At 71.7% G+C, this 26,224-nt stretch carries 29 protein-coding genes; 26 read left to right on the forward strand and 3 right to left on the reverse strand.

The features are described 5' to 3' along the window. The first annotated feature begins 218 nt into the window (after window positions 1–218). The 4 genes from ACLJQZ_RS01645 to ACLJQZ_RS01660 are packed head-to-tail and all read left to right on the forward strand — an operon-like array spanning window position 219 to window position 4,050. Entirely contained in the window at window positions 219–1,382 is a 1,164-nt protein-coding gene (locus tag ACLJQZ_RS01645; RefSeq protein WP_410618168.1) for a nucleotide disphospho-sugar-binding domain-containing protein, read from the forward strand. 23 nt (window positions 1,383–1,405) lie between these two features. After that, window positions 1,406–2,608, forward strand: coding sequence for a cytochrome P450 (locus ACLJQZ_RS01650; RefSeq protein WP_410618169.1), 1,203 nt, complete (start codon window positions 1,406–1,408; stop codon window positions 2,606–2,608). A gap of 36 nt (window positions 2,609–2,644) precedes the next feature. Then, on the forward strand, window positions 2,645–3,685 hold the full coding sequence (locus tag ACLJQZ_RS01655; RefSeq protein WP_410618171.1) for a methyltransferase: 1,041 nt from the start codon (window positions 2,645–2,647) through the stop codon (window positions 3,683–3,685). Next, a complete protein-coding gene (locus ACLJQZ_RS01660) occupies window positions 3,685–4,050 on the forward strand; it encodes a SchA/CurD-like domain-containing protein (protein ID WP_410618172.1) in 366 nt (121 codons plus the stop codon). The genes ACLJQZ_RS01655 and ACLJQZ_RS01660 overlap by 1 nt, the downstream gene beginning before the upstream one ends. Before the next feature lie 498 nt (window positions 4,051–4,548). Here ACLJQZ_RS01660 and ACLJQZ_RS01665 read toward each other — a convergent pair whose 3' ends face one another. Then, window positions 4,549–5,559: a methyltransferase gene (locus tag ACLJQZ_RS01665; protein ID WP_326957043.1), complete on the reverse strand. Its 1,011-nt coding sequence runs from the start codon at window positions 5,557–5,559 to the stop codon at window positions 4,549–4,551. A 187-nt stretch (window positions 5,560–5,746) separates the two neighbouring features. On the opposite strand from ACLJQZ_RS01665, the gene ACLJQZ_RS01670 reads away from it, so the two are divergent. The 21 genes from ACLJQZ_RS01670 (at window position 5,747) to ACLJQZ_RS01770 (ending at window position 22,900) form a co-directional block, all read left to right on the forward strand. Continuing rightward, complete coding sequence (locus ACLJQZ_RS01670; RefSeq protein WP_410618173.1) at window positions 5,747–6,484, forward strand: SDR family NAD(P)-dependent oxidoreductase; 738 nt, start codon at window positions 5,747–5,749, stop codon at window positions 6,482–6,484. After that, on the forward strand, window positions 6,484–7,728 hold the full coding sequence (locus tag ACLJQZ_RS01675) for an FAD-dependent oxidoreductase (protein WP_410618175.1): 1,245 nt from the start codon (window positions 6,484–6,486) through the stop codon (window positions 7,726–7,728). Before ACLJQZ_RS01670 ends, ACLJQZ_RS01675 begins: the two co-directional genes overlap by 1 nt. Before the next feature lie 16 nt (window positions 7,729–7,744). After that, window positions 7,745–8,602 carry an LLM class flavin-dependent oxidoreductase gene (locus ACLJQZ_RS01680; protein ID WP_410618176.1) on the forward strand — a complete coding sequence of 286 codons (858 nt, stop codon included), beginning with the start codon at window positions 7,745–7,747 and terminating at the stop codon, window positions 8,600–8,602. 25 nt (window positions 8,603–8,627) lie between these two features. Then, the gene (locus ACLJQZ_RS01685) at window positions 8,628–10,250 is read left to right on the forward strand and encodes an FAD-dependent oxidoreductase (protein WP_410618178.1); all 1,623 of its coding nucleotides are present in this window, start codon (window positions 8,628–8,630) and stop codon (window positions 10,248–10,250) included. Further along, window positions 10,247–11,749, forward strand: coding sequence for a peptide MFS transporter (locus tag ACLJQZ_RS01690; protein WP_410618180.1), 1,503 nt, complete (start codon window positions 10,247–10,249; stop codon window positions 11,747–11,749). The genes ACLJQZ_RS01685 and ACLJQZ_RS01690 overlap by 4 nt, the downstream gene beginning before the upstream one ends. Continuing rightward, a complete protein-coding gene (locus ACLJQZ_RS01695; RefSeq protein ID WP_410618181.1) occupies window positions 11,749–12,129 on the forward strand; it encodes a SchA/CurD-like domain-containing protein in 381 nt (126 codons plus the stop codon). Before ACLJQZ_RS01690 ends, ACLJQZ_RS01695 begins: the two co-directional genes overlap by 1 nt. 3 nt (window positions 12,130–12,132) lie before the next feature. Next, the gene (locus tag ACLJQZ_RS01700; RefSeq protein WP_410618182.1) at window positions 12,133–13,011 is read left to right on the forward strand and encodes an NAD(P)-dependent oxidoreductase; all 879 of its coding nucleotides are present in this window, start codon (window positions 12,133–12,135) and stop codon (window positions 13,009–13,011) included. Continuing rightward, window positions 13,008–13,457 (forward strand): anthrone oxygenase family protein, encoded by a 450-nt coding sequence (locus ACLJQZ_RS01705; protein WP_410618184.1) that lies wholly within the window; start codon window positions 13,008–13,010, stop codon window positions 13,455–13,457. Before ACLJQZ_RS01700 ends, ACLJQZ_RS01705 begins: the two co-directional genes overlap by 4 nt. A 220-nt stretch (window positions 13,458–13,677) precedes the next feature. After that, a complete protein-coding gene (locus ACLJQZ_RS01710; protein ID WP_410618186.1) occupies window positions 13,678–14,883 on the forward strand; it encodes a ketosynthase chain-length factor in 1,206 nt (401 codons plus the stop codon). 21 nt (window positions 14,884–14,904) lie between these two features. Then, on the forward strand, window positions 14,905–15,165 hold the full coding sequence (locus ACLJQZ_RS01715) for an acyl carrier protein (RefSeq protein WP_247058700.1): 261 nt from the start codon (window positions 14,905–14,907) through the stop codon (window positions 15,163–15,165). A gap of 1 nt (window position 15,166) precedes the next feature. Further along, window positions 15,167–15,625 (forward strand): SRPBCC family protein, encoded by a 459-nt coding sequence (locus ACLJQZ_RS01720; protein ID WP_410618188.1) that lies wholly within the window; start codon window positions 15,167–15,169, stop codon window positions 15,623–15,625. 24 nt (window positions 15,626–15,649) lie between these two features. Further along, entirely contained in the window at window positions 15,650–16,111 is a 462-nt protein-coding gene (locus ACLJQZ_RS01725) for an anthrone oxygenase family protein (protein WP_410618190.1), read from the forward strand. A gap of 37 nt (window positions 16,112–16,148) precedes the next feature. After that, the gene (locus tag ACLJQZ_RS01730) at window positions 16,149–16,901 is read left to right on the forward strand and encodes an SDR family NAD(P)-dependent oxidoreductase (RefSeq protein WP_410618192.1); all 753 of its coding nucleotides are present in this window, start codon (window positions 16,149–16,151) and stop codon (window positions 16,899–16,901) included. After that, window positions 16,901–17,263: an antibiotic biosynthesis monooxygenase family protein gene (locus tag ACLJQZ_RS01735; RefSeq protein ID WP_410618193.1), complete on the forward strand. Its 363-nt coding sequence runs from the start codon at window positions 16,901–16,903 to the stop codon at window positions 17,261–17,263. The genes ACLJQZ_RS01730 and ACLJQZ_RS01735 overlap by 1 nt, the downstream gene beginning before the upstream one ends. After that, window positions 17,260–17,583, forward strand: coding sequence for an antibiotic biosynthesis monooxygenase family protein (locus tag ACLJQZ_RS01740; RefSeq protein WP_410618195.1), 324 nt, complete (start codon window positions 17,260–17,262; stop codon window positions 17,581–17,583). Before ACLJQZ_RS01735 ends, ACLJQZ_RS01740 begins: the two co-directional genes overlap by 4 nt. Further along, complete coding sequence (locus tag ACLJQZ_RS01745; RefSeq protein WP_410618197.1) at window positions 17,580–17,759, forward strand: hypothetical protein; 180 nt, start codon at window positions 17,580–17,582, stop codon at window positions 17,757–17,759. Before ACLJQZ_RS01740 ends, ACLJQZ_RS01745 begins: the two co-directional genes overlap by 4 nt. Beyond that, on the forward strand, window positions 17,756–19,456 hold the full coding sequence (accA, locus tag ACLJQZ_RS01750) for an acetyl-CoA carboxylase carboxyl transferase subunit alpha (protein ID WP_410618198.1): 1,701 nt from the start codon (window positions 17,756–17,758) through the stop codon (window positions 19,454–19,456). Before ACLJQZ_RS01745 ends, accA begins: the two co-directional genes overlap by 4 nt. A 3-nt stretch (window positions 19,457–19,459) precedes the next feature. Continuing rightward, entirely contained in the window at window positions 19,460–19,972 is a 513-nt protein-coding gene (locus ACLJQZ_RS01755) for an acetyl-CoA carboxylase biotin carboxyl carrier protein (RefSeq protein WP_410618199.1), read from the forward strand. A gap of 5 nt (window positions 19,973–19,977) precedes the next feature. Beyond that, a complete protein-coding gene (locus ACLJQZ_RS01760; RefSeq protein ID WP_410618200.1) occupies window positions 19,978–21,333 on the forward strand; it encodes an acetyl/propionyl/methylcrotonyl-CoA carboxylase subunit alpha in 1,356 nt (451 codons plus the stop codon). A gap of 7 nt (window positions 21,334–21,340) precedes the next feature. Next, complete coding sequence (locus tag ACLJQZ_RS01765) at window positions 21,341–21,784, forward strand: MarR family winged helix-turn-helix transcriptional regulator (RefSeq protein WP_410618201.1); 444 nt, start codon at window positions 21,341–21,343, stop codon at window positions 21,782–21,784. A gap of 99 nt (window positions 21,785–21,883) precedes the next feature. Then, a complete protein-coding gene (locus ACLJQZ_RS01770) occupies window positions 21,884–22,900 on the forward strand; it encodes an SEFIR domain-containing protein (RefSeq protein ID WP_410618202.1) in 1,017 nt (338 codons plus the stop codon). A gap of 10 nt (window positions 22,901–22,910) precedes the next feature. On the opposite strand, the gene ACLJQZ_RS01775 is transcribed toward ACLJQZ_RS01770, so the two are convergent. Continuing rightward, a complete protein-coding gene (locus ACLJQZ_RS01775; protein WP_410618204.1) occupies window positions 22,911–23,087 on the reverse strand; it encodes a hypothetical protein in 177 nt (58 codons plus the stop codon). A gap of 555 nt (window positions 23,088–23,642) precedes the next feature. Between ACLJQZ_RS01775 and ACLJQZ_RS01780 the strand changes: the two genes are divergently transcribed. Beyond that, on the forward strand, window positions 23,643–23,909 hold the full coding sequence (locus ACLJQZ_RS01780; RefSeq protein WP_410618205.1) for a hypothetical protein: 267 nt from the start codon (window positions 23,643–23,645) through the stop codon (window positions 23,907–23,909). Here ACLJQZ_RS01780 and ACLJQZ_RS01785 read toward each other — a convergent pair whose 3' ends face one another. Next, window positions 23,910–26,114, reverse strand: coding sequence for a helix-turn-helix domain-containing protein (locus tag ACLJQZ_RS01785; protein ID WP_410618206.1), 2,205 nt, complete (start codon window positions 26,112–26,114; stop codon window positions 23,910–23,912). It lies immediately after the preceding gene. Window positions 26,115–26,224 lie beyond the last annotated feature (110 nt).

Below are 26,224 nucleotides of genomic sequence, written 5' to 3' on the forward strand. Positions count from 1 at the left end.
CGGAACGGCCAACACGGTGACCGGAGCGGCCAACACGCGGGAACCGGCGGCGTGTTGGCCGTTCCGGTCAGTGAGTTGGCCGTTCCGGGCGGTGTGTTGGCCACTCCGGTCGGCGCAAGGGGGACCGGTCGTGGGGTGGTGTTCGAGTCAGGCTTCAGAACGCGGTGCCACCGTCGTCGCCGAGACGGCCGTCGGCGAGAAGCACAGGAGGAACGGACATGCGGGTGGTGTTCACGACGTGGGCCTGGCCGACGCACCTGTACGCGCTGGCGCCGCTGGCCTGGGCGTGCCGGGCGGCCGGCCACGAGGTGCTGTTCGCCAGCCAGCCCGGGCTGGCCGGCGAGATCCGGCGGGCCGGGCTGACCGCGGCGCGGGTCGGCGCCGACGTCGACACCGCGGGGATCGTGCGGGAGTACCTGCTGCCGACCGTGCCCGGGGCCGCGTCGCCGGCGAAGAGCGGCAAACCCCGTGCGGTGCGGTTGTTGCTGGAGCACGCCGAGTCCATGGTGGACGATCTGGCCGAGCTGGTCCGGGACTGGCGCGCCGACCTCGTCGTGTACGACCCGACGGCGCTGGCCGGTCCGCTCGCCGCAGCGGCCGCCGGGGTCCCCGCCGTGCGCCACTTGTACGGCGCCGACCTGCTTTCGCGGGTGAGCGGCGTGCTCGCCGAGGCGTTCGCGCCGCTGGCCGCCCGGTTCGGCGGCCTGCCCTTCGACGCCGCCGGCGCCGCGACGATCGACCCGGTGCCGGCGAGCATGCAGGTGCCGGGCGAGCACCGGCGGCTGCCGGTGCGGTACGTCCCGGTCAACGGCCCGGCCAAGCCGCCGCGCGGGTTCCGCGTCGGCCGCGACCGGCCGCGGGTCTGCGTCAGCTGGGGCCACACGATCGCGAAGGTCGACCCGCGGCGGTTCCTCGTCGACCGGGTCGTCGCCGCGACGGCGGACCTCGACGTCGACGTCGTGCTCGCGGTGTCCGCGGCCCAGCGCCCGCTGCTCGGGCCGCTGCCGGGCCACGTCCACGTGCTCGTCGACGAACCCCTGCAGCCGATCCTGGCCGGCTGCGACCTGCTGGTCGGGCACGGCGGCGCGAGCAGCCTGCTGACGTCGTTGCACGAAGGCGTCCCGGTGCTGCTGGTGCCGCAGCTGCCCGACCACGCCGGGCACTCGGCGCGGGCCGGGGCGCGTGGGGCGGGCGTGGTCGTGGGGATCGCCGACGCGACGGCCGACGTGCTGCACGACCACATCGTGCGGCTGATCGCCCCCGGCACGCCGCAGCGGACGGCGGCCCGGGAGGTCGCGGCGGAGATGCGCGAGCAGCCGTCGCCGTCGAAGGTCGCCGCCGCGCTGGAAACCCTGACCGGCCCGGTCCTCAACCATCCGTAATGGACTGTCCATAGGAGACGCAGATGACCCAAGAAGCCGTCGACACACTGCGGTTTCCGTTCACCAGCAAGCATCCGCTGCTGCCGCCCGAGGAGTACGCGCGGCTGCGCGCCGAGGAGCCGGTCGCGAAGGCGACGCTGCCCAACGGCCACGCCGTCTGGCTGGTCACCAAGCACGCCGACGTCCGCAAGGTGCTGGCCGACGCGCGGTTCAGCCGCGAGGCCATCACCCGCCCGGACGCGCCCCGGCTGCTGCCGGTCGCGGCCGGGTCGAAGTCGATCTTCGTGATGGACCCGCCCGAGCACACCCGGCTGCGCAAGCTCGTCGGGCGCGTGTTCACGACGCGGCAGGTGGAGAACCTGCGCCCGCGCGTCGAGGAGCTGGCCGAGGAGATGGTGGCCGGGATGGTCAAGGCCGGCCCGGGCGCCGACCTGATCGAGCACCTCGCGCAGCCGCTGCCGATCACCGTGATCTGCGAGATGCTCGGCGTCCCGCAGGACGACCACGACCTGTTCCGCGGCTGGACCGACGTGATGCTGAGCGTCGGGCACCGGTCGTCCGGGCAGGTCGGCGAGGCCGCCGGGAAGCTGCGGCAGTACCTCGACGACCTCATCGAGGCCAAGCAGAAGAACCCGGCCGACGACCTGCTCGCCGTGCTGATCACCGCGCGGGACGAGGACGACTCGCTCAGCACCGAGGAGCTGCTCGCGTTCGCCGAGACGATGCTGATGGCCGGCTACCACGCGACGACGTCCGAGATCGCGCACGGCGTGCTGACGCTGACCGAGCAGCCAGGCGCGGTCCGGCGGCTCGTCGAGCACCGCGACGAGCTGCCCGCCGCCGTCGACGAGCTGCTGCGGTACTCGCAGGCCGGCGGCGGGGTCGGGCCGATCCGGATCGCCTTGGAGGACTTGGAGATCGGCGGCGTCACGGTCAAGGCGGGCGACGCGGTGCTGCCGTGCATCAACTCCGCGAACCGCGACGAAAGCGTTTTCACCGGTGCCGAAGAGGTCGACCTGACGCGCGCGCACAACCCGCACCTCGCCTTCGGGCACGGCATCCACCACTGCCTCGGCGCGCACCTGGGCCGGGTCGAGCTGACGGTCGCGTTGGACCGGATGCTCGAGCACTTCGGCGAGTTCCGCATCGCCGTCCCGCCCGCCGAACTCGAGTGGAGCGCGAACCGCGCGTTCACCCGACCGGACACCCTGCCGCTGCAGTGGTGACCCCTGTTGATCACACCACGCAAGGAAGGACCGTTCATGACCACCACTGCTGACCAGGGCACGGTTTCCGCGATCAACGCCCGGCCGCTGATCGAGCTGGGGACGTCGTTCTGGGCCGCCAAGACGCTGCTGACCGCCGTCGAGATCGGCCTGTTCACCGAACTGGGCGCCGGGTCGGCGAGCGAGGAGCAGCTGCGGGCGAAGCTGGACCTGCACCCGCGCTCGTCGCGGGACTTCCTCGACGCGCTCGTCTCGCTCGACCTGCTGGAGCGCGAGGACGGGCTCTACCGCAACACCGCGACCACGGGGTACTTCCTCGACGAGCACAAGGAGACCTTCCTCGGCGGCTGGATGCGGCAGGCCAGCAAGCACCTGTTCCGCGCCTGGGGCGGGCTGACCGAGAGCCTCCGTTCGGGCAAGCCGTTCATCGGCTGGGACACCGCGGACTACTTCGAGCGGCTGTACGAGGACATGGAGGAGCGGCGCTCGTTCATCGCCGCGATGGACGCGTGGACCACGCACATCGCGACCGAGCTGGCCGATGGCGTCAACTGGGCCGAGCACAAGACGTTCGTCGACGTCGGCGGCGCGCGCGGCAACCTCTCGGCGTCGCTGGTGAAGGCCCAGCCGCACCTGGACGGCGTCGTCTTCGACCGGCCGGAGATCGCCGAGCTGTTCCACGAGCACATGGCGGCCAAGGGCACCACGGGGCGCGTCGGGTTCGTCGTCGGCGACTTCTTCACCGAGCCGATCCCGCCGGCGGACGTGCTGATCTTCGGGCACATCCTGCACGACTGGAACGACGAGGAGCGCGCGACGCTGGTGCGGCGCGCGTACGAGTCCGTCAACCCCGGCGGCATCGTGGTGATCTACGACCGGATGATCGACGACGACCGCCGCGTCAACAAGGTCGGCCTGCTCGGCTGCCTGAACCTGCTGGTCGTCACCCCGGGCGGCTCGGAGTACACCGTCGCCGACTGCCGCGAGTACGCGTCGGCCGCGGGTTTCGAGTCGACCACGACGGTGGCGCTGTTCGACGGCCTCGAGACGGCCGTCGTCTGCCGGAAGGCCCGCTGATGCCGTACGTGGCGATCACCTACGACATCAAGAGCGGCTGCGAAGACGACGTCGCCGAGGTGTTCGGGGACTTCCAGCGGCCGAAGTCGAACGTCGTCCCGGACGGCGGCCGCATCCTGGCGACGGCGGTCTTCATCCGCGACGCGACGCTGGTCCGGTTCATCGAGTACGAGGGTGACCTGGACGCGGTGGCCCGCTTCATGGCGAACCAGCCGGGGGTGCGGGAGGTGGAGCGCAAGCTGGCGCCGTACCTGAACAACCCGCGTGACACCGGGACGGTGGAGGGTTTCGTGCGGACGTTCCGGGACAGCATGCTGCGGTGCGTCACGCAGTTCGCGGTGCCCCGGAGCCCGGTACCCGCCTGACCTGCCGCACCAGCCGCACCCGCCGACACGAGAACGGGCCGGGATCTTCGGATCCCGGCCCGTTCTCCGTGTCGACCCTCTGATCACGCGTGTCGGCTTCCTGATCACGCGAGTCGACCCTTCGATCACGGACCCCGCCCGGCCCCGGAGGGTCGGCTCACGCGCTTGGAGGGTCGGTTCGCGTAGCTGGGGAGTCGGTTCGGGTGTCTGGAGGGTCGGCTCGCGTGATCCCAGGGTCGACACGCGTGATTGAAGGGTCGACACGCGTGATTCCGAGGTCGACACGCGTCGCGTCTCGGGCCCGCGCCGACACCCGGATCCCGGCCCGTTCTTCGTTCCCGGAGGGTCGGTTCGCGTACCTGGGGAGTCGGCTCGCGTACCTGGAGGGTCGGCTCACCCCGCGGCCGGCCTCCCAGGGGTAGCGAAAGCCGTGAAGGCCTCCTTACCGGCCGTAAGAGCCGGTAAGGAGGCCTTCACGGCCCTTGGGGTGAGCGGGACTCAGGCGGGGCGGCGAAGGACGACCAGGGTGTCGTAGTCGCCCAGGGGCTTCGACGTGAAGTCGGTGAAGCCGACCTCCGCGGCGTGCTCGCGGACCTCCGAAGCCGGGTACTCCGAGCCGCCGTCGCTGACCAGGAGCATGTCGATGCTGATCACCAGGTTCTCGACGTGGCGGGGGTCCTCGTCCAGCATGCGGTCGTACACCAGCAGCGTGCCGCCGGGGTTGACCGACGCCGCGGCCTTCTGCAGGATGCGCTTGCGGTGGTCGCGGTCGAAGTCGTGCAGGATGTGGCCCAGCACCACCAGGTCGGCCGACGGCAGGTCGTCGTGGAAGACGTTGCCGCCGTGGAACTCCAGGCGATCGGTCAGGCCGAGCGTCGCCATGTGCTCGGTGAAGAACGGCTTCATCGGCGGCAGGTCGAAGACGTGCCCGTAGAGGTCCGGGTTCGCCTTGACGATCTGGCTCGCCATGTTGCCGCGGCAGCCGCCGATGTCGAGCATGGTCTTGAACTCCGACCACTCGAACGCCTCGATCAGCTGCGGCCCGAGCACCTGCGTGAGCGCGTCCATCATCCGGATGAACTGGCCCAGCACCTTCGGGTTCGCGATGACCTGCTCGAAGTCGCCCTCGGCCTGCGGCTTCCCGGTCTTGAGCGCCTCGGTGAGCAAGCCCCACGCCGGGTACAGGTTGTTGTTGGCGCGGTGCATGAAGCCGCCGACGTACGTCGGGAGGTTCGTCACCAGGTAGCGGTCGGCGCCGGCGGCGTTGCGGTAGCGGTCACCCTCCTTCTCCAGCAGGCCCAGCGCCACCAGCAGGTTCAGGAAGTCGCCGAGGCCGCGGCCGTGCAGCGCCAGGCTCTTCCGGAGCTGCTCCTCGGTCGCCGAGCCCGAGTGCAGCTTGGTGAACAGGTCGAGTTCCACCGCGGTGAGCAACGCCTTGGCGTCACAGAAAGCGTTGCAGAGCCTGATGATTCCCGCCGGGGTGCTGACATCCGGTGCGGTACTCGTCATGTGCCGACTTCCCTTCTCGACAGTTCGCGCGGCCACTGACCGGGCCGGATCTGTCGTCACCGTTCCACCGCGGGGTGGAGCGCAACTCGAACCGGCGTGGAACCGGCGGGCTCCACCCGGGTTCGAGTTCCGGTTCAGCGGTGCTTGTCAGGCTCACGGCCAAGTCGAACGGGAAAGGTGGCGTCCGGTGGAGCAAGGACTGCGGGGCAAACGAGTACTGGTGACCGGTGGCACCAAGGGGATCGGCCGGGCCACGGCGCTCGCCTTCGCCCGGGCCGGAGCCTGGGTGCTCGCCGGCCACCGAACCGGTGACGAGGCGGCGGAAAGCCTGGCGCGGGAACTGAAGGCGCTCGGCGAGAACCACCGCCTGGTGCAGGCGGACGTGACGCGCCGCGCGGACGTCGCGGCGCTGGCGGAGACGGTGCGAGCCGACTGGGGTGGGCTCGACGTCGTCGTCAACAACGTCGGCGTCGACGGCGGGGTTCCCTTCGGGGAGATCGACGACACCGAGTGGGGTCGGCTCATCGACCACAACGTGACGTCGGCCTACCTGGTCACGCAGGCCGTGCTGGACCTGCTGACCGACGGCGCGTCGGTGGTGAACGTCGGCTCGTCGGTCGCGCTGCGCGGCCGCGTCAACGGCGTGCACTACACCGCGTCGAAGGCCGCGCTGATCGGCTTCACCCGCGGCCTGTGCAAGGAGCTCGGCCCGCGCGGCATCCGGGTCAACACCGTCGCCCCCGGTCTCACCGAGACCGAGCCGGGCGCGGGCCTGCCGCCGCACGCCGTCGAGCGGATCGTCGGGATGACGGCGCTGGGCCGGATCTGCCAGCCCGAAGACGTCGCCGGCGCCGTGCTGTTCCTGGCCGGTGACACGGCGAAGTACATCAGCGGGGTCACCCTCAACGTCGACGGCGGGGTCTGATGGCCACCGCGCGGCGCGGCCTGCGGGTCGTCGTCATCGGCGGTGGCGTCGGCGGGTTGTGCCTGGCCCAGGGGCTGCGCAAGGCCGGCGTCGACGTCGCCGTGCACGAACGCGACGACTCGATCCGCGGCCGCAACCAGGGCTACCGGCTGCACATCAGCCAGGACGGCGAACGCGCGCTGCGGGAGTGCCTGCCCGAGCGCGTCCAGACATTACTGACCGCGACGGCGAACAGCCGCTACGGCTTCGGCATGGCGAACTACGACGAGCACCTCACTCCACAGTGGACTCCGGAGATGAGCGACCCGCGGGCCGGGCAGGCGGACAAGGTCGACGCCGTCGACCGCGTCACGCTGCGGAAGGTCCTGCTGGCCGGGCTCACCGACGCCGTCCACTTCGGCAAGCGCTACACCCATCACGAGGTCCTCACCGACGGCACGGTCGCCGTGCAGTTCGCGGACGGCAGCGTCGACACCGGGGACGTCCTCGTCGCCGCGGACGGCGCGAACTCCGGCATCCGGCGGGCGCGGGGCGGAGCCGAGCCGCGCGACCTCGGCGTCCGGACGATCTTCGGCCGGATCCCGATGACCGCGCGGCTGCGCGCGGAGCTGCCGGAGATCCTGCAGGACCGCTTCACCTGGGTGATCGGCTCGGACGAGCACAAGCTCGGCCTGATGCCGATGGTCTTCCGGACCGAGCCGGCCACGGCCTCGGCCAGACTGTGGCCGGAGCTGGCCTTCGAGCCGTGCGACGACTACTTCATGTCGGTGTTCTCCATGCACCGCACGGCGACCGGGATGCCGGACGAGCAGTTCCTCGCGATGAGCGGCGCCGAGCTGTGGGAGTTCGCGAAGGCCCGCACCACCGGCTGGCACCCGCACCTGCGGGCGATCATGGAGTTCGCCGACGTCGAGGAGACGTTCCCGGTGGCCGTCCGGGCGACCGCGCCGATCGAGCCGTGGGAACCCGGCCCGGTCATCCCGCTCGGCGACGCCGTCCACGCGATGCCGCCGTCCGGTGGTGTCGGCGCGAACACCGCGCTGCGCGACGCCGCGACGCTCACCCGCGAACTGCTCGCCGCCGACCGCGGCGAGCAGCCGGTGGTGCTGGCTTCCGAGCGGTACCAGACGGAAATGCTCGGGTACGCCACGGACGCCGTCGCGATGTCGCTGCAGGTCGCGAAGTGGTCGCTCAAGCGGATCGACTTCGACGAGTCGGTGCTCCCGGCGCGCGTGGCCGGCTGAAGAGACAGGAGGAGTTATGGACATCGGAGTGGGCCTGCCCAACACCGTGCCCGGCACGGACGGCCGGCAGCTGATCGAGTTCGCCGCCCGCGCGGACGAGCTCGGGTTCAGCACGCTGGCCGTGCTCGACCGGCTGGTGTACGACAGCTACGACGCCACGGTGGCGCTGGCCGCGGCGGCCGCCGCCACCAGCCGGATCACCCTGGCCCCGACCATCCTGCTGGCCGGCTACTGGCCGAGCGCGGCGCTGCTGGCCAAGCAGCTGGCCAGCATCGACCGGCTCTCCGGCGGGCGGCTGGTGGTCGGCGTCGCGGCCGGCGGGCGCGAGGACGACTTCCTCGCCACTGGCGTCGACTTCCACACCCGCGGCAAGTGGCTCGACCAGTTGCTCGACGAGCTGAAGGAGGTCTGGGCGGGGCGGGGCCCGGTGCCCGGCATCGGCCCGAAGCCGTCGAACGGCGAGGCCGTCCCGATCTGGGCCGGCGGCAACGGGCCCGCGTTCGTGCGCCGCGCCGCCCAGCACGGCATCGGCTGGGTGTCCGGCGGCGGCCCGGTTTCGCGCTACCCGCAGCAGGCGGACCTCGTCCGCGACGCGTTCGCCGCGGCGGGCCGCACGGACGTCCCGAAGATGGGCGCGCTCACCTACGTCGCCCTCGGCGAGGAACGCAAGGCGGCCGGTGGCCGCTACCTGCTCGACTACTACTCCTACATGGGTGAGAAGGCGCAGTTCCTGGCGAACGGCGTCATCTCCGACGAGACCCGGCTGCGCGAGGCGATCGACGCCTACGCCGCCGCCGGGTGCGACGAACTCCTGCTCTTCCCCTGCACGTCCGACGTCGACCAGCTCGACGAGCTGGCCAAGGTCTGCCTCTAACCCGGCCGCGAGCAAAGGAAAACGCATGACTGACATCCGAGTGCCGGTGCTCGTCGTGGGCGCCGGCCCGGTCGGCATCTCGACCGCGCTGTTCCTGGCCCGCCACGGCGTCGGGCCCCTGCTCGTGGAGCAGCGGGACGGCACGTCCACGCTGCCGCGGGCGCCCGGGCTGCAGGCCCGGACCATGGAGCTGTTCCGCGCCGCCGGGGTGAACCAGGAGATCCGCGCCCTCGAGGTCGGCGACTCCCACCCGTACTTCGAAGGCGGCATCATCCAGGTCCGCACCTTCGCCGAGATCGACGACGCCGAGGTGCTGGAGTCGCCGTCGCTGGACGGCCCGACCGTCAGCCCCGAGCGCGTGATGGGCTGCGGGCAGGACCGCTACGAGCGCGTGCTGGCCGACCTGGCCCGCGGCGCGGGCGCCGACATCCGGTTCGGGACGCGGCTGACGTCGTTCACCCAGGACGAGAACGGCGTCACCGCGCAGATCAAGGACCTCACCACCGGCGAGGAGAGCACGGTCCGGGCCGACTACCTGGTCGGCGCGGACGGCGCGAACAGCCGGATCCGCAAGGCGCTCGGTGTCGAGCGCAGCGGCATCGGGACCGTGTTCAACGCGCTGAGCGTGTACTTCCGCGCGCCGCAGCTGACGTCGGTGCTCAAGGACCGCAAGTTCATCCTGTGCTACGCCACCGCGGCGCCCGGCACGCTGATGGGTCTGTCGCGGCTGCACGGCGCCGACCCGTGGCTGGCCGCGCCGCTGTACTACCCGGAGAAGGGCGAGACGCCCGCCGACTACCCGGACGAACGCTGTGTCGAGATCGTGCGCACGGCCGCCGGCGTGCCGGACATGGACGTCGAGATCGTCGCGAAGGTGCCCTGGCAGGGTGCGCAGCTGGTGGCCGACACGTTCCGCCGCGAGCGCGTCTTCCTCGCCGGTGACGCGGCGCACGTGCACCCGCCGGCCGGCGGGTTCGGGGCCAACACCGGCATCCACGACGCGCACAACCTCGCGTGGAAGATCGCCGCCGTGCTGGCCGGCACGGGCGGTGACGCGCTGCTCGACAGCTACGACGCCGAGCGGCGCGGGGTCGGCGGCGCGATGGCCCGCCAGGCCATGGTGCGCAACCGGATCCGGCACGGTTACGCCGATGAAGAGACCCGGGCGTCCCTTGTGGACGACGTCATCATCACCCTCGGGTACCGCTACCACTCCGAGGCGATCACCGGCGGTCAGGCGGACGCCCCGACGCTCAGCCCGGGCCTGGAGCTGGCCGGCGAGCCCGGCACGCGGGCCCCGCACGTCTGGCTGGAGCGCAACGAGCAGCGATTGTCCACAATAGACCTGTTCTGGGACAAGTTCGTGCTGCTCACCGGCTCGCGTGCCAACGGGTGGGTCGAGGCCGCCGAGCGCGTCGCCAAGCAGACCGGCCTGCCGCTGGAGGTCCAGGTGATCGACGGCGGCGAGATCACCGCCGTCGACCGCGACTGGGCCAAGGCCTACGGCGTCTCGGCGGACGGCGCGGTGCTCGTGCGGCCGGACGCCTTCGTCGCGTGGCGCTCGGCCGGCAAGGTCGCCGACCAGGACACCGTGCTCGCCGACGTGCTCACCCGCGCCAGCGGCCTGCCCCCCGAGGGCGTGGCATGAGCGCGCCGGAGATCGACCGGGTCGCGCTCGACGGCACCGTCTCGTTGAGACGGATGCCGCGCTGGTACACGACGCTGTTCGTCACGGACACGTTGGAGCGCTTCGGGTTCTACGGCATGCAGGCGATCCTCGTGCTGTACGCCGCCGCGCCGGTGGAGCGGGGCGGCCTCGGCCTGCGCACGGCCGACGCGGCCGCGTTGTTCGGCGCCTGGATCAGCGTGATGTTCCTGCTCTCGCTGCCCGGCGGCTGGATCGGCGACCGGCTGCTGGGGCAGTGGCGCGGGCTGCTGTGCGGCTGCGTGCTCAGCGGCGCCGGCTACCTGGCGCTGGCCGCGCCGACCGGCTGGGCCACCACGGCCGGCCTGATCCTGCTCGCCGCGGGTGGCGGGTTGTTCAAGCCGAACCACCAGGCGCTGATCAACCTGATGTTCGACGGCCGCCGCGGCCGCGAGTCGGGCATCTCGCTGATGTACGTCGGCGTCCAGATCTCCGCGCTGGCCGCGCCGCTGATCACCGGCTACCTCGGCGAGAAGGTCAGCTGGCACCTCGGGTTCTCGGTCGCTTCGGCGGCCGTCCTGGTGACGGCGGTGCTGCTGGCCTTCTCGGCCGGGCAGTTCGGCGGCACCGGGATGCGCCCGCGCCGGCCGGCCACGCCGGTCGAGCGGCGCCGGGCCCTGCGCGGGGCGGGCCTGGTGCTCGGGCTCGCCGTGGTGCTCGTCGCGCTGCTGGCCGTGACCGGCCGGCTGTCCGCGACCACCGCGATCATGATCGCGAGTGTGCTCAGCATCCTGCTCCCGGTCGTGGGGTACGTGACGCTGTACCGGAACCCGGCGCTCACCGCGGGGCGACGGCGCCGGCTGCGCGGCTACCTCGCGGTGTGCCTCGGGGCCACGTTGTTCTGGATCATCATCGCGCACTCGGCGTCGCTGCTGACGCTGTTCGCGCGGGACCACACCGACCTGACGGTGTTCGGCCTGGGCATCCCGGCCAGCTGGCTGCAGGCGGCGACGCCGGCGTTCATCCTGGTGCTCGCCCCGGTGGTCGCCAAGGTGCTGCCCGCGGTCGACGGCGTCGGCGTGAAGCTCGGCGTCGGCCTGGTGATGGTGGGTACCGGGTTCCTCGTGATGTGCGTCGGGTCGTCGCTCGCCGAAGACGGCCAGCAAGTGTCACTGTTGTGGCTCGCGCTGGTCTACCTGCTGCACGCGGCCGGTGAGGTGATCATCGCGGCGGTCGCGATCTCGTCGGCCGCCGACGTGCTCGGGCCGGAGTTCATCGGCCGCGTCATCGGGATGCTGTGGCTGTTCGCCGCCCTCGGCGGCGGGCTCGGCAGCATGCTCGTGCGGCTCAGCACGGCCATGAGCGAGCCCGTCTACTACGCCTCCCTCGGCGGGGTGGCCGCCCTCATCGGCGTCGTCTTCCTGCTGTCCCGCCGCACGCTCGGCAACGCGCTCGTCGCCGACGTCACCGAAGTCGCCGATGTCCAGAAAGGACACGTGTAATGCCCTACGCGGCCATCACCTACCGGGTCAAGCCCGGGTTCGAGGACGAGATCGCCGACGTCTTCGCGCGGTTCAAGCGGGTCGACACGCCGGACTTCCGCGGCGACGACGGCGACGCGGCGGGCCGGCTGCTCGGCACGGCGGTGTTCGTCAAGGACGACATCGTTGTGCGGTTCATCCACTTCGAAGGCGACTTCGCGGCCGTCGGCAAGCACATGGCGGCCCAGAGCGGGGTGCACACGGTCGAGCACGAGCTCGCGCCGTACCTCGCCGAGCGGCGCGAGACCGACAGCGCGGCCGGGTTCGCCGAGTACTTCCGGAACGCCACCATGCGCTGCGTCTCCCAGCTGTCCGTGGCGACCCACCCGGCGGGGAGCTGAGCCATGACTCTGGCACGCATCGGCGTGATCGGCCTCGGGATGATGGGCGGGGGCATGGCCCGGGCCCTGCTCACCGCCGGGTTCGAGGTCACCGCCCACAACCGGACCGCGGCGAAGGCCGCCCCGCTCGCGGAGGCGGGGGCGCGGATCGCCGCGTCCCCGGCGGAAGCCGCGGCGGACGCGGACGTCGTGCTGCTCAGCCTGGCCGACGAAGCCGCCGTCACGCAGGTCGTGTTCGACGGCCTCGCGCCGCAGCTGCGGCCCGGACTGACCATTGTGGACACTTCGACGGTGTCGCCCGCCTTCGCCCAGGAGATCACCGAGCGGCTCGACGCGCTCGGCGTGCGGCGGGTCGAGGCGTGCGTCATCGGGAACCCGAAGATGGCCGCGACCGGTGAGCTGCGGGTGTTCGTGGCCGGCGAACGCGCGTGGGCGGACGACGTGTCCGGCGTGCTGTCCGCGCTCGGCCGGGACGTCCGCTACCTCGGTGGGCCCGGCAGCGCGGGTGTGCTGAAGCTGGCGTTCAACCTGCTGCTCGGCGTGCAGACGGCCGGGCTGGCCGAGGCGGTCGCGCTCGCCGAGTCGATGGGCATGGAACGCGACCTGCTGCTGGACGCGTTCGACAACAGCGGCTGGCGCTCGCCGGTGCTGGCGTTCCGCGCGGACTTCATGCGGCGCCGCTCCTACCGCCCGGCCGCGTTCCGGACGACGTTGATGCACAAGGACCTCCGGCTCGCGACGACCGAGGCGGAGCGGCACGGCGCTGCATTGCCGCTGACGTCCCGGGCGGCCGAGCGGTTCGAGGAACTGCTCGACGCGGGCCGCGGCGACGACGACGCGGCCGCGGTCGTCGAGCTGTCCCGGGCGGCCGTCCGGCCATGATCACGTGGCTGCTGTCCGTCGCGGTGCTGGCCGGCAGCGGTGTCGTGGCCGGGGTGTTGTTCGCGGTGGCGCTGAGCGTGCTGCCCGCCCTGATCACGATGCCGGCCGACCGGTACGTCTACGCCCACCAGCTGATCGGCCAGCGCTGGGACCCGACGATGCCGATCATCGTGCTTTCCTCGACGGTGATCGACGTCGTCCTGGTGTTCACGGCGGATTCCGGGAACGGGTTGTTCGCGATCGCCGCGGTGCTTTTGCTGGCGGTTTCGATCGTCTCGCACTTCTGCAACGTGCCGATCAACCGCGTCGTGAAATCCCTCGACCCGGAACGCATTCCGCCGGACTGGCGCGACCCGCGTCCGCTGTGGCGCCGCTTCCACCTGCTGCGGACGGCGTTGGCGCTGGTCGCGGTGGTCGTCAACGCGGTCGCATTGGTCCCGGCCTGAGCGCCCCAATGTGGCGTTGGGTGCGTAGGACGCACCCAATGTGGCGTTCGGTGCGTCACATGCACCGAACGCCACATTGGGGCGCATGGGGCGCTGGGTGGGGACAAAACTTCGAGTCCCGTCCTAGGTGGGTTGTAGGGGTGGTCCGCATTCTGGATCGCGTGAGCAGGAAAGCGTTTGCCGTTATCCGTCTCGGATTCTTTTCGCGTGGAGGGCATCGATGAGCACGGTCGTCACCGGGATCGGCGTGGTCGCGCCGACCGGGATCGGCGCCACGGCGCACTGGGAGGCGGTCCTGGCGGGCAAGTCGGGCATCGCCCGCATCGACCGCTTCGACGCCTCCGGCTACCCGGTCCGGCACGCCGGCCAGGTGCCCGGGTTCTCGGCGAGAGAGCGGATTCCTGGCCGGCTGATCCCGCAGACCGACCACTGGACGCACCTCGGCCTCGCCGCCGCGGCCGACGCGCTGGCCGACGCCGCGCTCGACCCGGCGGACGTGCCCGAGTTCGAGATGGCCGTCGTCACCTCGAGCTCCTCCGGCGGCACCGAGTTCGGGCAGCACGAGATGGAGCGGCTGTACCAGAACGGGCCGTCGTGGGTCGGCGCGTACCAGTCCATCGCCTGGTTCTACGCCGCTACCACCGGCCAGATCTCGATCCGGCACGGCATGCGCGGCCCGTGCGGCGTGCTCGCCTGCGAACAGGCGGGCGGGCTCGACGTCCTCGGCCAGGCGCGCCGGCTGATCCGCGGCGGCTCGCGGGTCGTCGTCAGCGGCGGCACCGACGCGTCGCTGTGCCCCTACGGTCTCGTGGCCCAGCTGTCCGCCGGTGGCTTGTCCACAGTGGACGATCCGGCCCGCGCGTACCTCCCCTTCGACGTCGAGGCGTCCGGGCACCTGCCCGGCGAGGGCGGCGCGATCCTGATCGCGGAGAGCGCCGAAAGCGCCCGCGAGCGGGGCGTCGAGGCATACGGCGTCGTCGCCGGGTACGCGGCCGGGTTCGACCCGCCGCCCGGTTCCGACCGGCCGCCGGTGCTCCAGCGCACCATCGCGCGGGCCCTCGCCGACGCCGGCGTCACACCGTCCGAAGTGGACGTCGTGTTCGCCGACGCGTCCGGCGTGCCGGCCGCCGACCTGATCGAGGCTCGAGCCCTCGTCGAGACGTTCGGGCCAGGGTCGGTACCGGTCACCGCGCCGAAGACGCTGACCGGCCGGCTCTACGGCGGCGGCGCCGCGCTCGACGTCGCGACCGCGCTGCTCGCGATGCGGGCCGGGATCGTCCCGCACACCGTCGGCCCGGAGCGGCTCGCCCCGGGCTGCGACCTCGACCTGGTGACCCGGCCGCGTGACGCCGACCTGCGCACCGCGCTCGTACTGGCCCGCGGTCACGGCGGCTTCACCGCCGCACTCGTCTTGCGCCGCCCGTAGCACCGAAGAACGGAGAAACCCATGAGCGAGTTCACCCTGCTGGAGCTCAAGGAGATCATGACGACCAGCGCCGGCGTCGACGAGGGCGTCGAACTGGACGGCGACATCGCCGGCGTCGAGTTCGCGGACCTCGGTTACGACTCCCTGGCCATGCTGGAGCTGCGCAGCCAGGTCGAGCGCCGCTACGGCGTGAGCCTGCCGGACGACGCCGTCTCGGAGACGACCACGCCCGGCGACGCCGTCGCGTTCGTCAACGACCTGCTCTCGAAGGCGGCCGTCTGAGATGGCCGGGCACACCGACAACGAGATCGTCATCGACGCGCCGCTCGAGCTCGTCTGGGCGATGACCAACGACATCCCGACGTGGACGACGTTGTTCAGCGAGTACTCCGAGGCGACCGTACTGTCCGAAAAGGACGGCACGATCCGGTTCCGCCTCGCGCTGCACCCGGACGAGAACGGCAAGGTCTGGAGCTGGGTGTCCGCGCGGACGCCGGACGAGGCCACGCACACCGTGCGCTCGCAGCGCGTCGAGACCGGCCCGTTCAAGTACATGTGGATCTACTGGGAGTACTTCGCGGTCCCCGAAGGCACCCGGATGCGCTGGGTGCAGGACTTCGAGATGAAGCCGCAGGCGCCGGTCGGCGACCAGGCGATGCAGGACCGGCTCAACACCAACACCCCGGTCCAGATGCGGCTGATCAAGGACAAGGTCGAGGCGGCGGCGCGGGCCGTCGTCTGAAGCGAGCAGTGAAGGAGGTGTGCGGTGCTGCAGGTGCTCGTCCCGCTCGTGATCCTGGCCAACGGCCTCGCCGCGGGAGTCCTGATGGGAACCCAGCTCGGGGGCTGGCCGCTGCTGCGGAGCCTGCCGGCGGAGGAGTACGTGCACGCGCACGCCTTCTTCGCCACGCGCTACGACCCGTTCATGCCGGTCTGCCTGATCGTGACCGTGCTCGGCGATGTCACGCTCGCGCTGGTCGCGGACGCGGCGGGCACCCGGCCGCTGTTCCTGGCCGCGACCCTGCTCGCGCTGGCCACGATCACCATCTCCCTGCTCAAGAACGTCCCGGTCAACAAGTGGGTGCGGGCCCTCGACCCGGACGACCTGCCCGCCGACTTCGCCGGTCGCGACCCGCGGCCGGCGTGGGGCCGGTGGAACCGGACGCGCACCGCGCTGTCGGTGCTCGCCCTGCTCGCCAACTGCCTCGCGCTCGGCCTGTCGCTGTGAGCCGCGACGCCCACGTCACCAGAACACGGAGGACCTGATGAATCTCGGTTTGGCAGGCAAGAAGGCACTCGTGACCGGCGGGACGCGCGGGGTCGGCCGCGGCGTCGTGCTCGCGCTGGCACGCCAGGGCGTCGACGTCGTCACGTGCTACCGGCAGGAGGGCGAAGCCGCCCTTTCGCTGGAGCGAGAACTGAAGGAGATCGGCGGCAGCCACCACGTCGTGCGCGCCGACCTGGCCGACCCGGCGCAGATCACCGAGCTGCTCGGTGAATGCCGGACGCGCTTCGGGCAGCTCGACGTCATCGTCAACAACGCCGCGATCATCAACCACGTGCCGTACGAAAAGCTGTCGCTCGAGGACTGGCAGCGGACGCTCGACACCAACGTCACGGCCGTGCACCTGGTCATCCAGGGCGCGATTCCCCTGCTGCACGAGGGAAGTTCGGTCATGAGCATGAGTTCGAAGTCGATCGAGGTCGGCATCCCGCTGCGGGCGCACTACACCACCACCAAAGCGGCGTTGCACGGACTCCACAGGTCGGTTGCCCGTGAACTGGGTTCACGAGGTATCCGCTTCAACATCCTGTCCCTCGGCATGATCCACACCGAGGCCATCGACGCGATGCCGGAAGAGCAGCGCGCGCTGATGATCCAGCGCTACAGCGACAAGACGGCGCTCGGCCGCCTCGGCACGCCCGACGAGGTCGCCGGCGCGGTGTCCTGGCTCAGCAGTGACTACGCGCGGTACGTCACCGGCTCGGTCGTCTCGGTCGATGGCGGGATCGCCTGATGGCCGCCGCGTTCCGCGTCATGCTGCGGATGGAGATCAAGCCCGGCCTCGGCGGCGAGTTCGAGCGCGTCTGGGCGGAGATCGGCGACTCGGTGACGTCGCACCCGGCGAACCTCGGGCAGTGGCTGTCGCGGTCGGACGAGGACGGCGTCTACTACATCGTCAGCGACTGGGTCGACGAGCCGCGCTTCCGCGAGTTCGAGACCAGCGACCGGCACCTGGAGCACCGCCAGAAGCTGCACCCGTTCCGTTCGGGCGGCTCGATGACGACCATGCACGTCGTCGCCCACCTGGCCGGCAGTGCCAGCTTTGGAGATGCCGAAACCGGTCGCGCGCACGCGGACTGGGCGGTGGCCCGGTGACCGACGGCGGCGTGCGCGTCCTGCTCTACCACGTGACCGACGACGCCGCCGGCATCGAAGCGGCCTACCACGAGGCCGGCGACCGGCTGGCGGGCACGCCCGGCCTGCTCGGCAACAAGCTGCTGCGCTCGGTCCACGCCGAGAACGGCTTCGTGGTGGTCAGCTCCTGGGCCGACCTGGCCGCGTTCGACGCCTGGGAGCAGGGCGCCAGGCACAAGGACCAGACGGCGCCGCTGCGGCCCTACCGCGATCTGTCGCTGGCGCGGCCGTTCGCCGTCTACCGGGTCGCCGCGACCCGCTCGGGACCGGACGCGCCGTGAGCCCCGAGTTCACGGCGGAACCGCGGTGGCGGACGGCCGGCCGGGCCGTGCTCGGCGTGCTGATCGAATGCGGCGGCGCACTGGCCGGGCAGCCGCCGTTCAGCCCGGCCCCTGACTCCGGCTTTCAAACCGACGAAAGCAATTCCGAGACGCAAGAGGGAGACGGTGCGTCATGACGACTTCGGTGACGAACCGCCCGCCGGACACGGCCGGGCCGGTGGAGGAGGAGTGGCTGTCCTGTCCGGACTGCCGCTCGCTGCTCTACCGCAAGCGCCTCGAGCGCGGCGCCAAGGTCTGCTACGAGTGCGGCCGGTACTTCCGGCTGACCGCGGCCGAACGGCTCGACCTGCTGCTCGACCCCGGGTCGGCCGAGCTGGTCGAGCCCGCCGCGACCGTGCACGACCCGCTGGAGTTCACCGACCTGCAGCCTTACGAACGCCGGCTGGCCAAGGCACGGGAGAACAGCGGCACGTCGGACGCGGTGCTCGTCGCCCGCGGGGCCATCCGGGGCGCGCCCGTGGTGGTCGCGGTGATGGACTTCGGGTTCCTGGGCGGCAGCCTCGGCACGGCCGCGGGCGAGGCGATCACGACGGCCGCCGAGACGGCGCTCGCCGACCGCGTCCCGCTGCTGGTCGTCACCGCCTCCGGCGGCGCCCGGATGCAGGAAGGCGTGCTGTCGCTGGTGCAGATGGCCAAGACGAGCAACGCGATGGCCGCGCTGGACGAGGCCGGGCTGCTGACCGTCACGCTCGTCACCGACCCGACGTTCGGCGGGGTCGCCGCGTCGTTCGCGACGCTCGCCGACGTGATCGTCGCGGAACCGGGCGCCCGCATGGGTTTCGCCGGTCCGCGCGTCATCGAGCAGACCATCCGGCAGCGGCTGCCGGAAGGCTTCCAGTCCTCGGAGTTCCTGCTGGAGCACGGACTCGTCGACGACGTCCGCGCCCGCGCCGAGCTGCCGTTCGTGCTGGCGTCGCTGTTCACCGCGACCCGGCCGGTCGACCCGGACTGGGGTGAGAGCGACACCGACCCGGTGATCCGGGACGTCGTCGCGCTGGAGCGCCGCGACATCCGCCAGACCGTCGAGCTCGCCCGGCACCCCGACCGGCCGACCACCCTCGACCACGCCGTCGGCTGGCTCGACGGGTTCGTCGAGCTGCACGGCGACCGCGCGGGCGAGGACTGCCCGGCCATCGTCGGCGGCCTCGCCGCCATCGACGGGCTGCCCGTGATGCTGATCGGCCATCAGAAAGGCCACGCGACCGACGAACTGGTGCGCCGCAACTTCGGCATGCCCTCGCCCGCGGGCTACCGCAAGGCCGCCCGGCTGATGCGGCTGGCGGGCAAGCTCGGCGTGCCGGTGGTGACCCTGATCGACACCCCGGGCGCGCACCCCGGTCTCGACGCCGAACGCGCCGGGCAGGCCGGCGCGATCGCGGAGTGCCTGCGGGTGCTCGGCGGGCTGCGGGTGCCGGTGGTCAGCGTCGTCACCGGTGAGGGCGGCAGCGGCGGCGCGCTCGCGCTGGCCGTCGGCGATCAGGTGCTGTTGTGCGAGAACGCGACCTACTCGGTGATCAGTCCCGAAGGCTGCGCCGCGATCCTGTGGCGCGACCCGGCGGCGGCGGGCGTCGCCGCGGAGGCGCTGCGGGTGGACGCGAGGTCGTTGCTGGAACTGGGCGTCATCGACGGGGTGGTGCCCGAGCCACCCGGTGGGGCGCACCGCGACCCGGTGCGCGCGGGACTGCTCGTGCGTGACGCCGTCGTGTGCGCGTTGCGGGAGCTGCGCGGCCGGGACGGCGCCGGCCTGGCCGCGGCCCGGCGGGCCAAGTTCCGCCGGTTCGGGACCCTTGAAGCGGCGCGGGAACGGAGCTGAGTCATGACCAGGACTTATCCCGAGATGACGACCGACGAGGACTCGGTGCTGCCGGCCTCGACGTTCGGCGGGCTCGACGCGGAGGACGCCATGGCGATCCTCGGCCGCAGCCTCGCCGACGCCGTCCGCGCGGCGCCGGAGCCGCCGAGCCGGGCCGTGGTGCGGTTCGGCTGCGCCAGCATCGAGGTCGAATGGCCGGTGGGGGTGCGGGTCACCGAGGGCGTCGCCGTCGTGGCCCGGCCCGAGGTGACCGATCCGGCCGAGGACCTGGTGGCGGTGGCGGCGCCGGTGGTCGGCACCTTCTACCGGTGCCCCGAGCCGGGGGCGCGGCCGTTCGTCGAGGTCGGCGATGAGATCGAGGTCGGCACGCAGGTGGGCATCGTCGAGGCGATGAAGCTGATGAACCCGATCCTCGCCGAGGAGGCCGGCGTCGTCGCCGAGATCGTCGCGGGTGACGCCGAGTCCGTCGAGTACGGCCAGCCGCTGCTGCTGCTCCGGCCGCGAACCGAAGGGTGACGCGCGTGACTTCCCAGTCTGACCCGCCGTTCCGCAAGATCCTCGTCGCCAACCGCGGCGAGATCGCGCTGCGCGTCGTGCGGACCTGCCGCGAGATGGGGATCCGCACGGTCGTCGTGCACTCGACGGCCGACCGCGACTCGGCCGCCGTCCGGCTGGCCGACGAGGCGGTGCAGATCGGGCCCGGGGCGCCGCGCAAGAGTTACCTGTACCCGGCGATGATCATCGAGGCCGCGCTGCGCACCGGCGCGGAGGCGATCCATCCCGGGTACGGGTTCCTGTCGGAGGACCCGGACTTCGCCGAGATCTGCGACAAGAACGGCATCGTGTTCATCGGCCCGCACCCGGACGTCATGGCGCGCCTCGGCGACAAGGCGACCGCGCGTGAGCTGATGGCCGCGGCCGGCCTGCCGGTGGTGCCCGGGTCGGCCGAGGCCATCGGCTCACCGGCCGAGCTGGTCGAGACCACCAAGCGCGTCGGCCTGCCGGTGATCATCAAGGCGTCCGCGGGCGGCGGTGGCCGCGGCATGGCGGTGGTCCGCGAGTGGGACGAGCTGCTCCCGACGTTCCGCACGACGCGGGCGACCGCGCGCGGCGTGTTCGGCGACGACCGCGTCTACCTCGAGCGGTACTGGGAGAACGCGCGGCACATCGAGGTCCAGGTGCTGGCCGACAACCACGGCACGGTGCTGCACCTGGGCGAACGCGACTGCTCGGTGCAGCGGCGGCACCAGAAGCTGATCGAGGAGAGCCCGGCGCCGCTGCTCCCGCCGGCCTTGCGCGAGCGGCTGACGGAAGCGGCCGTCCGCGGCGCGGCGGCGGTCGGTTACACCGGCGCGGGGACGTTCGAGTTCCTGGTGGACGGCGACGAAGCGGCGTTCATCGAGGTGAACTGCCGGATCCAGGTGGAGCACCCGGTGACGGAGGCGGTCACCGGGATCGACCTGGTCCGCGAGCAGATCCGCGTCGCGGCGGGCCTGCCGCTGTCGGTGACGCAGGACGAGGTGCGGCCCAACGGCGTCGCGATCGAGTGCCGGGTGAACGCCGAGGACCCGCGGCGCGACTTCGCGCCGTGCCCGGGCCTGCTGAGCGAGTTCGTCCCGCCGGGCGGCCAGTTCGTCCGGGTGGACACGCACGCGTACGCGGGCTGGCACGTCCCGCCGTACTACGACTCGTTGCTGGCCAAGGTGATCGTCTGGGCCCCGGACCGCGACCAGGCGATCGCCCGCATGCGGCGCGCGCTCGCCGAGTTCCGGATCGCGGGGCCCGGCATCAGCACGACGAGCGAGCTGCTGCAGGAAGTCCTGGCCGACCCGGTGTTCCGGGCGGGCCAGCACAGCACCTCGTTGCTGCGGAAGTGAGGCGGCGATGCGCACGGCCCCGGACCCGGGCCGCATCGCCGACCTGGGCGGCCGCCTCGGAACAGCGTTGCGCGAGCGCCTCGACGCGGTGACCCGCAGCCTGGGCCTGACGTTCCGCGAGTACCAGTGCCTGGAGACGCTCCGCGGCGCCGACGGCCCGGTGACCGCGGGGCGCATCGCCCTGGAGACGCACCTCTCGACGGGCGCGGTGACGGGAATGCTGGACCGCCTGGAGCGAGCGGGCCACCTCCACCGCCGAAAAGATCGCCTGGACCGCCGCCGCATCCTGGTGGAGTGCACCCCAGCGGGCGCGGCCAGGGTGGCGACGGCGAGGGCGGCGTTGTCCCGCCTGCCGGAGGCGGTGGTGTCGAACTGCACGGTGACGGAACTGCTGGCGGTGGAGCGCTGCCTGACCCTCTGGCTGGCGGCCCTGCCGGACGAGCCGGCGTGAAACGCGACAATATCCGGACATCGCGGCCGGTCGGCTTTTCCTACGGGCGCAACGAGGTTCAATCGACGTGAACCACCCGCGGCGGCCGAGGGACACGTCATGACGCTGGAACAGCACGAGGAAGTGGAGCCGGGCGCGAGGAAGACCCCCAGGGTGTTCATCACGTACTCTCATGACAGCGAACGCCACAAGGCACAGGTCCGGGAGTTCGCCACTTTCCTCCGCGACGAGTCGGGCATCGACGTCCGGCTCGACCAGTGGGCCGACGACGGCCGCCGCGACTGGTCGCTCTGGGCGATCGAGCAGCTCGACAAGGCCGACTTCGTGCTTGTGATCGCGTCACCGGACTACAAACGGCGCGCGGAAGGCGCCGAGGTGCCGGGCCAAGGGCGCGGCGCGCAGTTCGAAGCCGCGATGATCCGGGACAACATCACCAAGGACCTGCCGAGCGCCACCCGGCGCTTCCTGCCCGTCGTGCTGCCCGGCCGGTCCGTCGACGAGATCCCGGTGTTCCTCAACGCGCATTCCACCACCCGCTACGAAATCTCCGCGTTCACCTTGGAGGGTGTCGCGGACCTGCTGGTCGCGTTCACCGGCGTGCCCCGCTTCGAGCTGCCCGCCTTGGCCCGCCTCCCCGCCGAGCGCCGGGAAGGAAACCGGCCTGCGCGGACTCCGCTGACCTCGCTGCCCCCAGTCCGCCGCGGCCGCGACATCGTTGCGGCCGTTGCGGAAATCGACGGCATGCACCACGCGGACAGTCTCGTCTACCGGTCATCGGTGTTCGCACTCCAGCTCAAGGGCACTGTCGAGTACAACCTGGGTCGGCGGTTCACCAAGTTCGAGGCGATCGCCGGGGTGCTCGACGACGCCTTGGACGCCGATCAGGTCGGGTGTTTCCAAGTGTTCCTCGACGGAGAGCCGTGCGAACAGGTCGAGGTCAGGATGGGGCACCCGGTGTTGGTTCGGCACGATCTCACCGGGGTGCTCAGGCTGAAACTCGTGGCGTACCGGCCGGGGACCACCGTCGGCCCGTTGGCCAGGGCGGCCTTGGTGGTCACGGCCCAGCCGCCCAAGCTTCCGGCCCTGGCCTGGGGCAGCCCGACACTTTACGAATGACCGCCGGCGGTCAGTGCTCGACCGGTTCGGGCGTGGCCACGGTTCTCGTCGAAGTGGACGCCGGACCGGGGTGCGGCGCGGTGGCCGGCGACGCGGTCCCCGCGAGCGCCAGCCCGGCGACCATGGCGAGGGCGACGAGCCACAGGGCGACCCGCACCAGCGACGAAAACGAACAGAAAACCATCATGGCGGACTCCTCGAATTGCCCGGACCAGCCGGATTTCGATGATTTCGACGTGGATGCGAAATCGGGACTGCCTTGATGGTGCGCGCTCTGATCCGGTGCCGACAAGGCGTTTCCTGTTGCCGGTAAAGGGTTTTCTGGTGGTCGGTCGAGAGGTGTGCGGCGGGCCGGCCGCCGGACCGACGTCGGCGGCCGCCTCGGTGCGCGGTACTCAGTGCGTGGTCATGACGGCTTCCTCGCTACGGATTGCGGCTACCTGCACCTGTTGATCGGCGGTCACCCCGGCTTCGCTACCTCGTGGCGCGACGGGGCGGGAAGTGTCGTGTTTTTGACCCCTTTTGGCGGTGAGAACCCCACTGTCGAGTGCTGGAGTGGTTACTGAACGCGACATAATCGGGACAATGTCCGCGATGTGGCAACGCATTCGGCCGAGCAGGCGACAGGGCACCAGGAATGCGGCATTCGTTTCCCGGTCAGCACCGGACGCATTCGGAGGACAAAGTGCCGGATCCCCACCTCGCCTCGGCGTGAGAGGGCGATCCCCGGAAAGGAGAAAACATGAGTACGGAACCGCAGACACCCGCCGGCCCGGTGCCGGGCCCGACCACCGCAGTCCGTCCCTACAGCGAGGCGAAGCGGGTGGGCTACGGCCTGCTGTGGACGGCCTGGACCCTCGTGCTGACGATCGGTGGCTTCGTCCTGCTGTCGAACGCGTCGGTCTTCCCCGGCCTCGTCGGGCTCGCCCTGGGCGCGCTGAGCGCCTCCTACGCGTGGCGGATCTGGACCTGGCAGGCGAAACGGCTCATCTTCTTCATCGTCTTCTGATCAGCGGGTGTCGACGGCGGCCAGCCGCCGGCGGCTCTCGGCCTCACCGAGCACCGAGGGATCGAGGGTCACCCGGTACGCGGCGGCCTCCGCCCACCAGCGAGCCGCCGCTCGCCGGTTGCCGCGGGCGGCCGCCGCGTTGCCCAGTCCGGTGAGTGCCCGCGCCCGCTCGTATTCGCTGCCCGCGTCGTCGGCCAGCTCGGCCGCGTCGGTGTAGCAACGCTCGGCGTCCTCCCAGCGGCTGTCGCGGAACCGGACCCACGCCTCGCAGTTGGCCGACATCGCGCGGTCGATCGGCAGCTGGGCGAGCTCACGCGCTTCCCGCGCCGCGGTGAGCGCCTCCGGGATCCGGTCCAACGCGGCCGCCGCCAAGGCGATCCCGCGAAGCGCGATGACGACGTTGCGGGTGCGCCCGGTGCGGCGGTAGACGGCCAGCACCGTCGTCAGGTCGGTCAGCGTCGTCTCGGCTTCACCGTGGTAGAGCCGGGCCCACGCCAGGCTGGAGAGCGCGTCGATCGCTCCCCGGTCGTCGCCGGCCAGCGCGAACTGCTCCTGCGCCTGCCGGTGGCATCGGATGGCTTCGTCGACGCGGCCCGATTCGACGTGGGCCATGCCCAGGTTGTTGAGGATCATCCCGGTCGCGCTCGGGTCACCGGCTGTCCGCGCGGCTTCGAGCGCGCGGCGGTGGGTCCGGATCCACGGCTCGAACAGCTTCTCGCGGAAGAAGTACGCGCGGAGCACGAACGCCAGCTGCCAGCAGCGGTCGTACAACCGGTGCCGAGCGGCGGAATCGACGATCTCGACCAGCGTCGGCCACTGCGCGCCCAGCCACGCGAACGCCGAGTCCGCGTCGGTGAACGGCACCGAGGACGGCGGCGCCAACCCGGTGGGCGGCCGGAACCGATGGGGCTCCACCAGTTCGTCGGCGGCGAGCGTGGTCGCCACGGCGTGTTCGGTCAACCGGGCGGCCGCGACCGCTTGGTCCGCTGCACCGATCTCGGGGAGCGCGTGCTCCGAAGCGAACATCCGCATCAGGTCGTGGACTTCGACGCACCCCCGCTCGTCGCGGACGACCAGGTGGGCGTCGTGCAGCCGGTCGACCAGCCGGTCCGTTTCGGCGGGGCCGCGGCCGGCCAGCGCTTCCACCGACGCCGCTTCCGCCGCGGTCGGCGGGTGAAGGGTGAGCAGGCCGAGCAGCCGCCGCTGGTCGGGCGGCAAGGACGCGTAGGACACGGCGAAGACCGTGGCGACGCTCCGCTCGCCGTCGTCCAGCGCGCCGAGCCGGGTGTTCTCGTCGGCGAGCCGGTCCCGCAGCCGCGCCGCCGTCCAGCCGCCGGCGACGAACCGGGCGGCCGCGATCCGGATCGCCAGCGGGAGCCGCCCGCAGTGCCGGACGATCTCGGTGGCCAGGTCCTCGCCGGCCGGCGCGCGACCGCCGGCGATGGACCGGAACAGGCGGACCGCGTCGCCGAGCGGCAGGACGTCCACCGGGAAGTGCCACGCGTCGTCGAGCGCGGGGAGCCGGCCCCGGCTGGTGACGAGGATGCGGGACGCCGTGTCGCCCGAGACGATCGGCCGGATCTGCTCCGCCGAGCGCACGTTGTCGAGCACGAGGATCATCCGGCGCCCGCGCAGCTGGTCGCGGACCAGATTGGCCAGGCCGTCGTCGTCGGCGGGCGCCTGCTCGGCCGAGACGTCCAGCAGTCGCAGCAGCCGGCGCAGGGCCTCGGCGGGGGAAAGCTCGGTCGCACCGGGGGTGAACCCCCGGAGGTCGAAGAAGAGGCAGCCGTCCGGGAACGCGGGCGCGGCCCGCCGCGCGGCGGTGACGGCCAGCGCCGTCTTCCCGGCCCCGGCCATCCCGTGCACGACGCCGACCCGGGCGCCGTCCGCGGTCCCGAGCAGCGCGGAAAGCGCGTCGAGCTCACTTTCCCGGCCGACGAAGTAACGGCCGCCGTCCGGCAGGCCGACAATCCCGCCGGCGTTCCGGCGGGCGGGCAGCGCCGGTTCGGTGACCAGCGCGAGCAGTTCCCCGTCGGCGCCGAGGGCGCGATCGCAGGCCTTGGCCAGCTCCCGGTTCACCCGGGACTTGCCGTTCTCCACCTTGCTGAGGTAGCCCTTGGTGAAATGTACCGCGGCCGCCAGGCCGGTCAGTGACATACCGACCGATATCCGCCGTCGTCGCAATTCCTCTCCAAAGTCCTTCATTCGGCAATCATCCTGTGCTCGGCCGTATCTGGGAAGGTCGGCCGGCGGCCCGGGCCCGCCGGCTTCCGACCTGGTCAGCCCAGCAGTGAAACGAGCTGGCTGAGCACGAT

The organism is Amycolatopsis sp. cmx-8-4, assembly GCF_046548675.1.
Lineage (GTDB): Bacteria > Actinomycetota > Actinomycetes > Mycobacteriales > Pseudonocardiaceae > Amycolatopsis.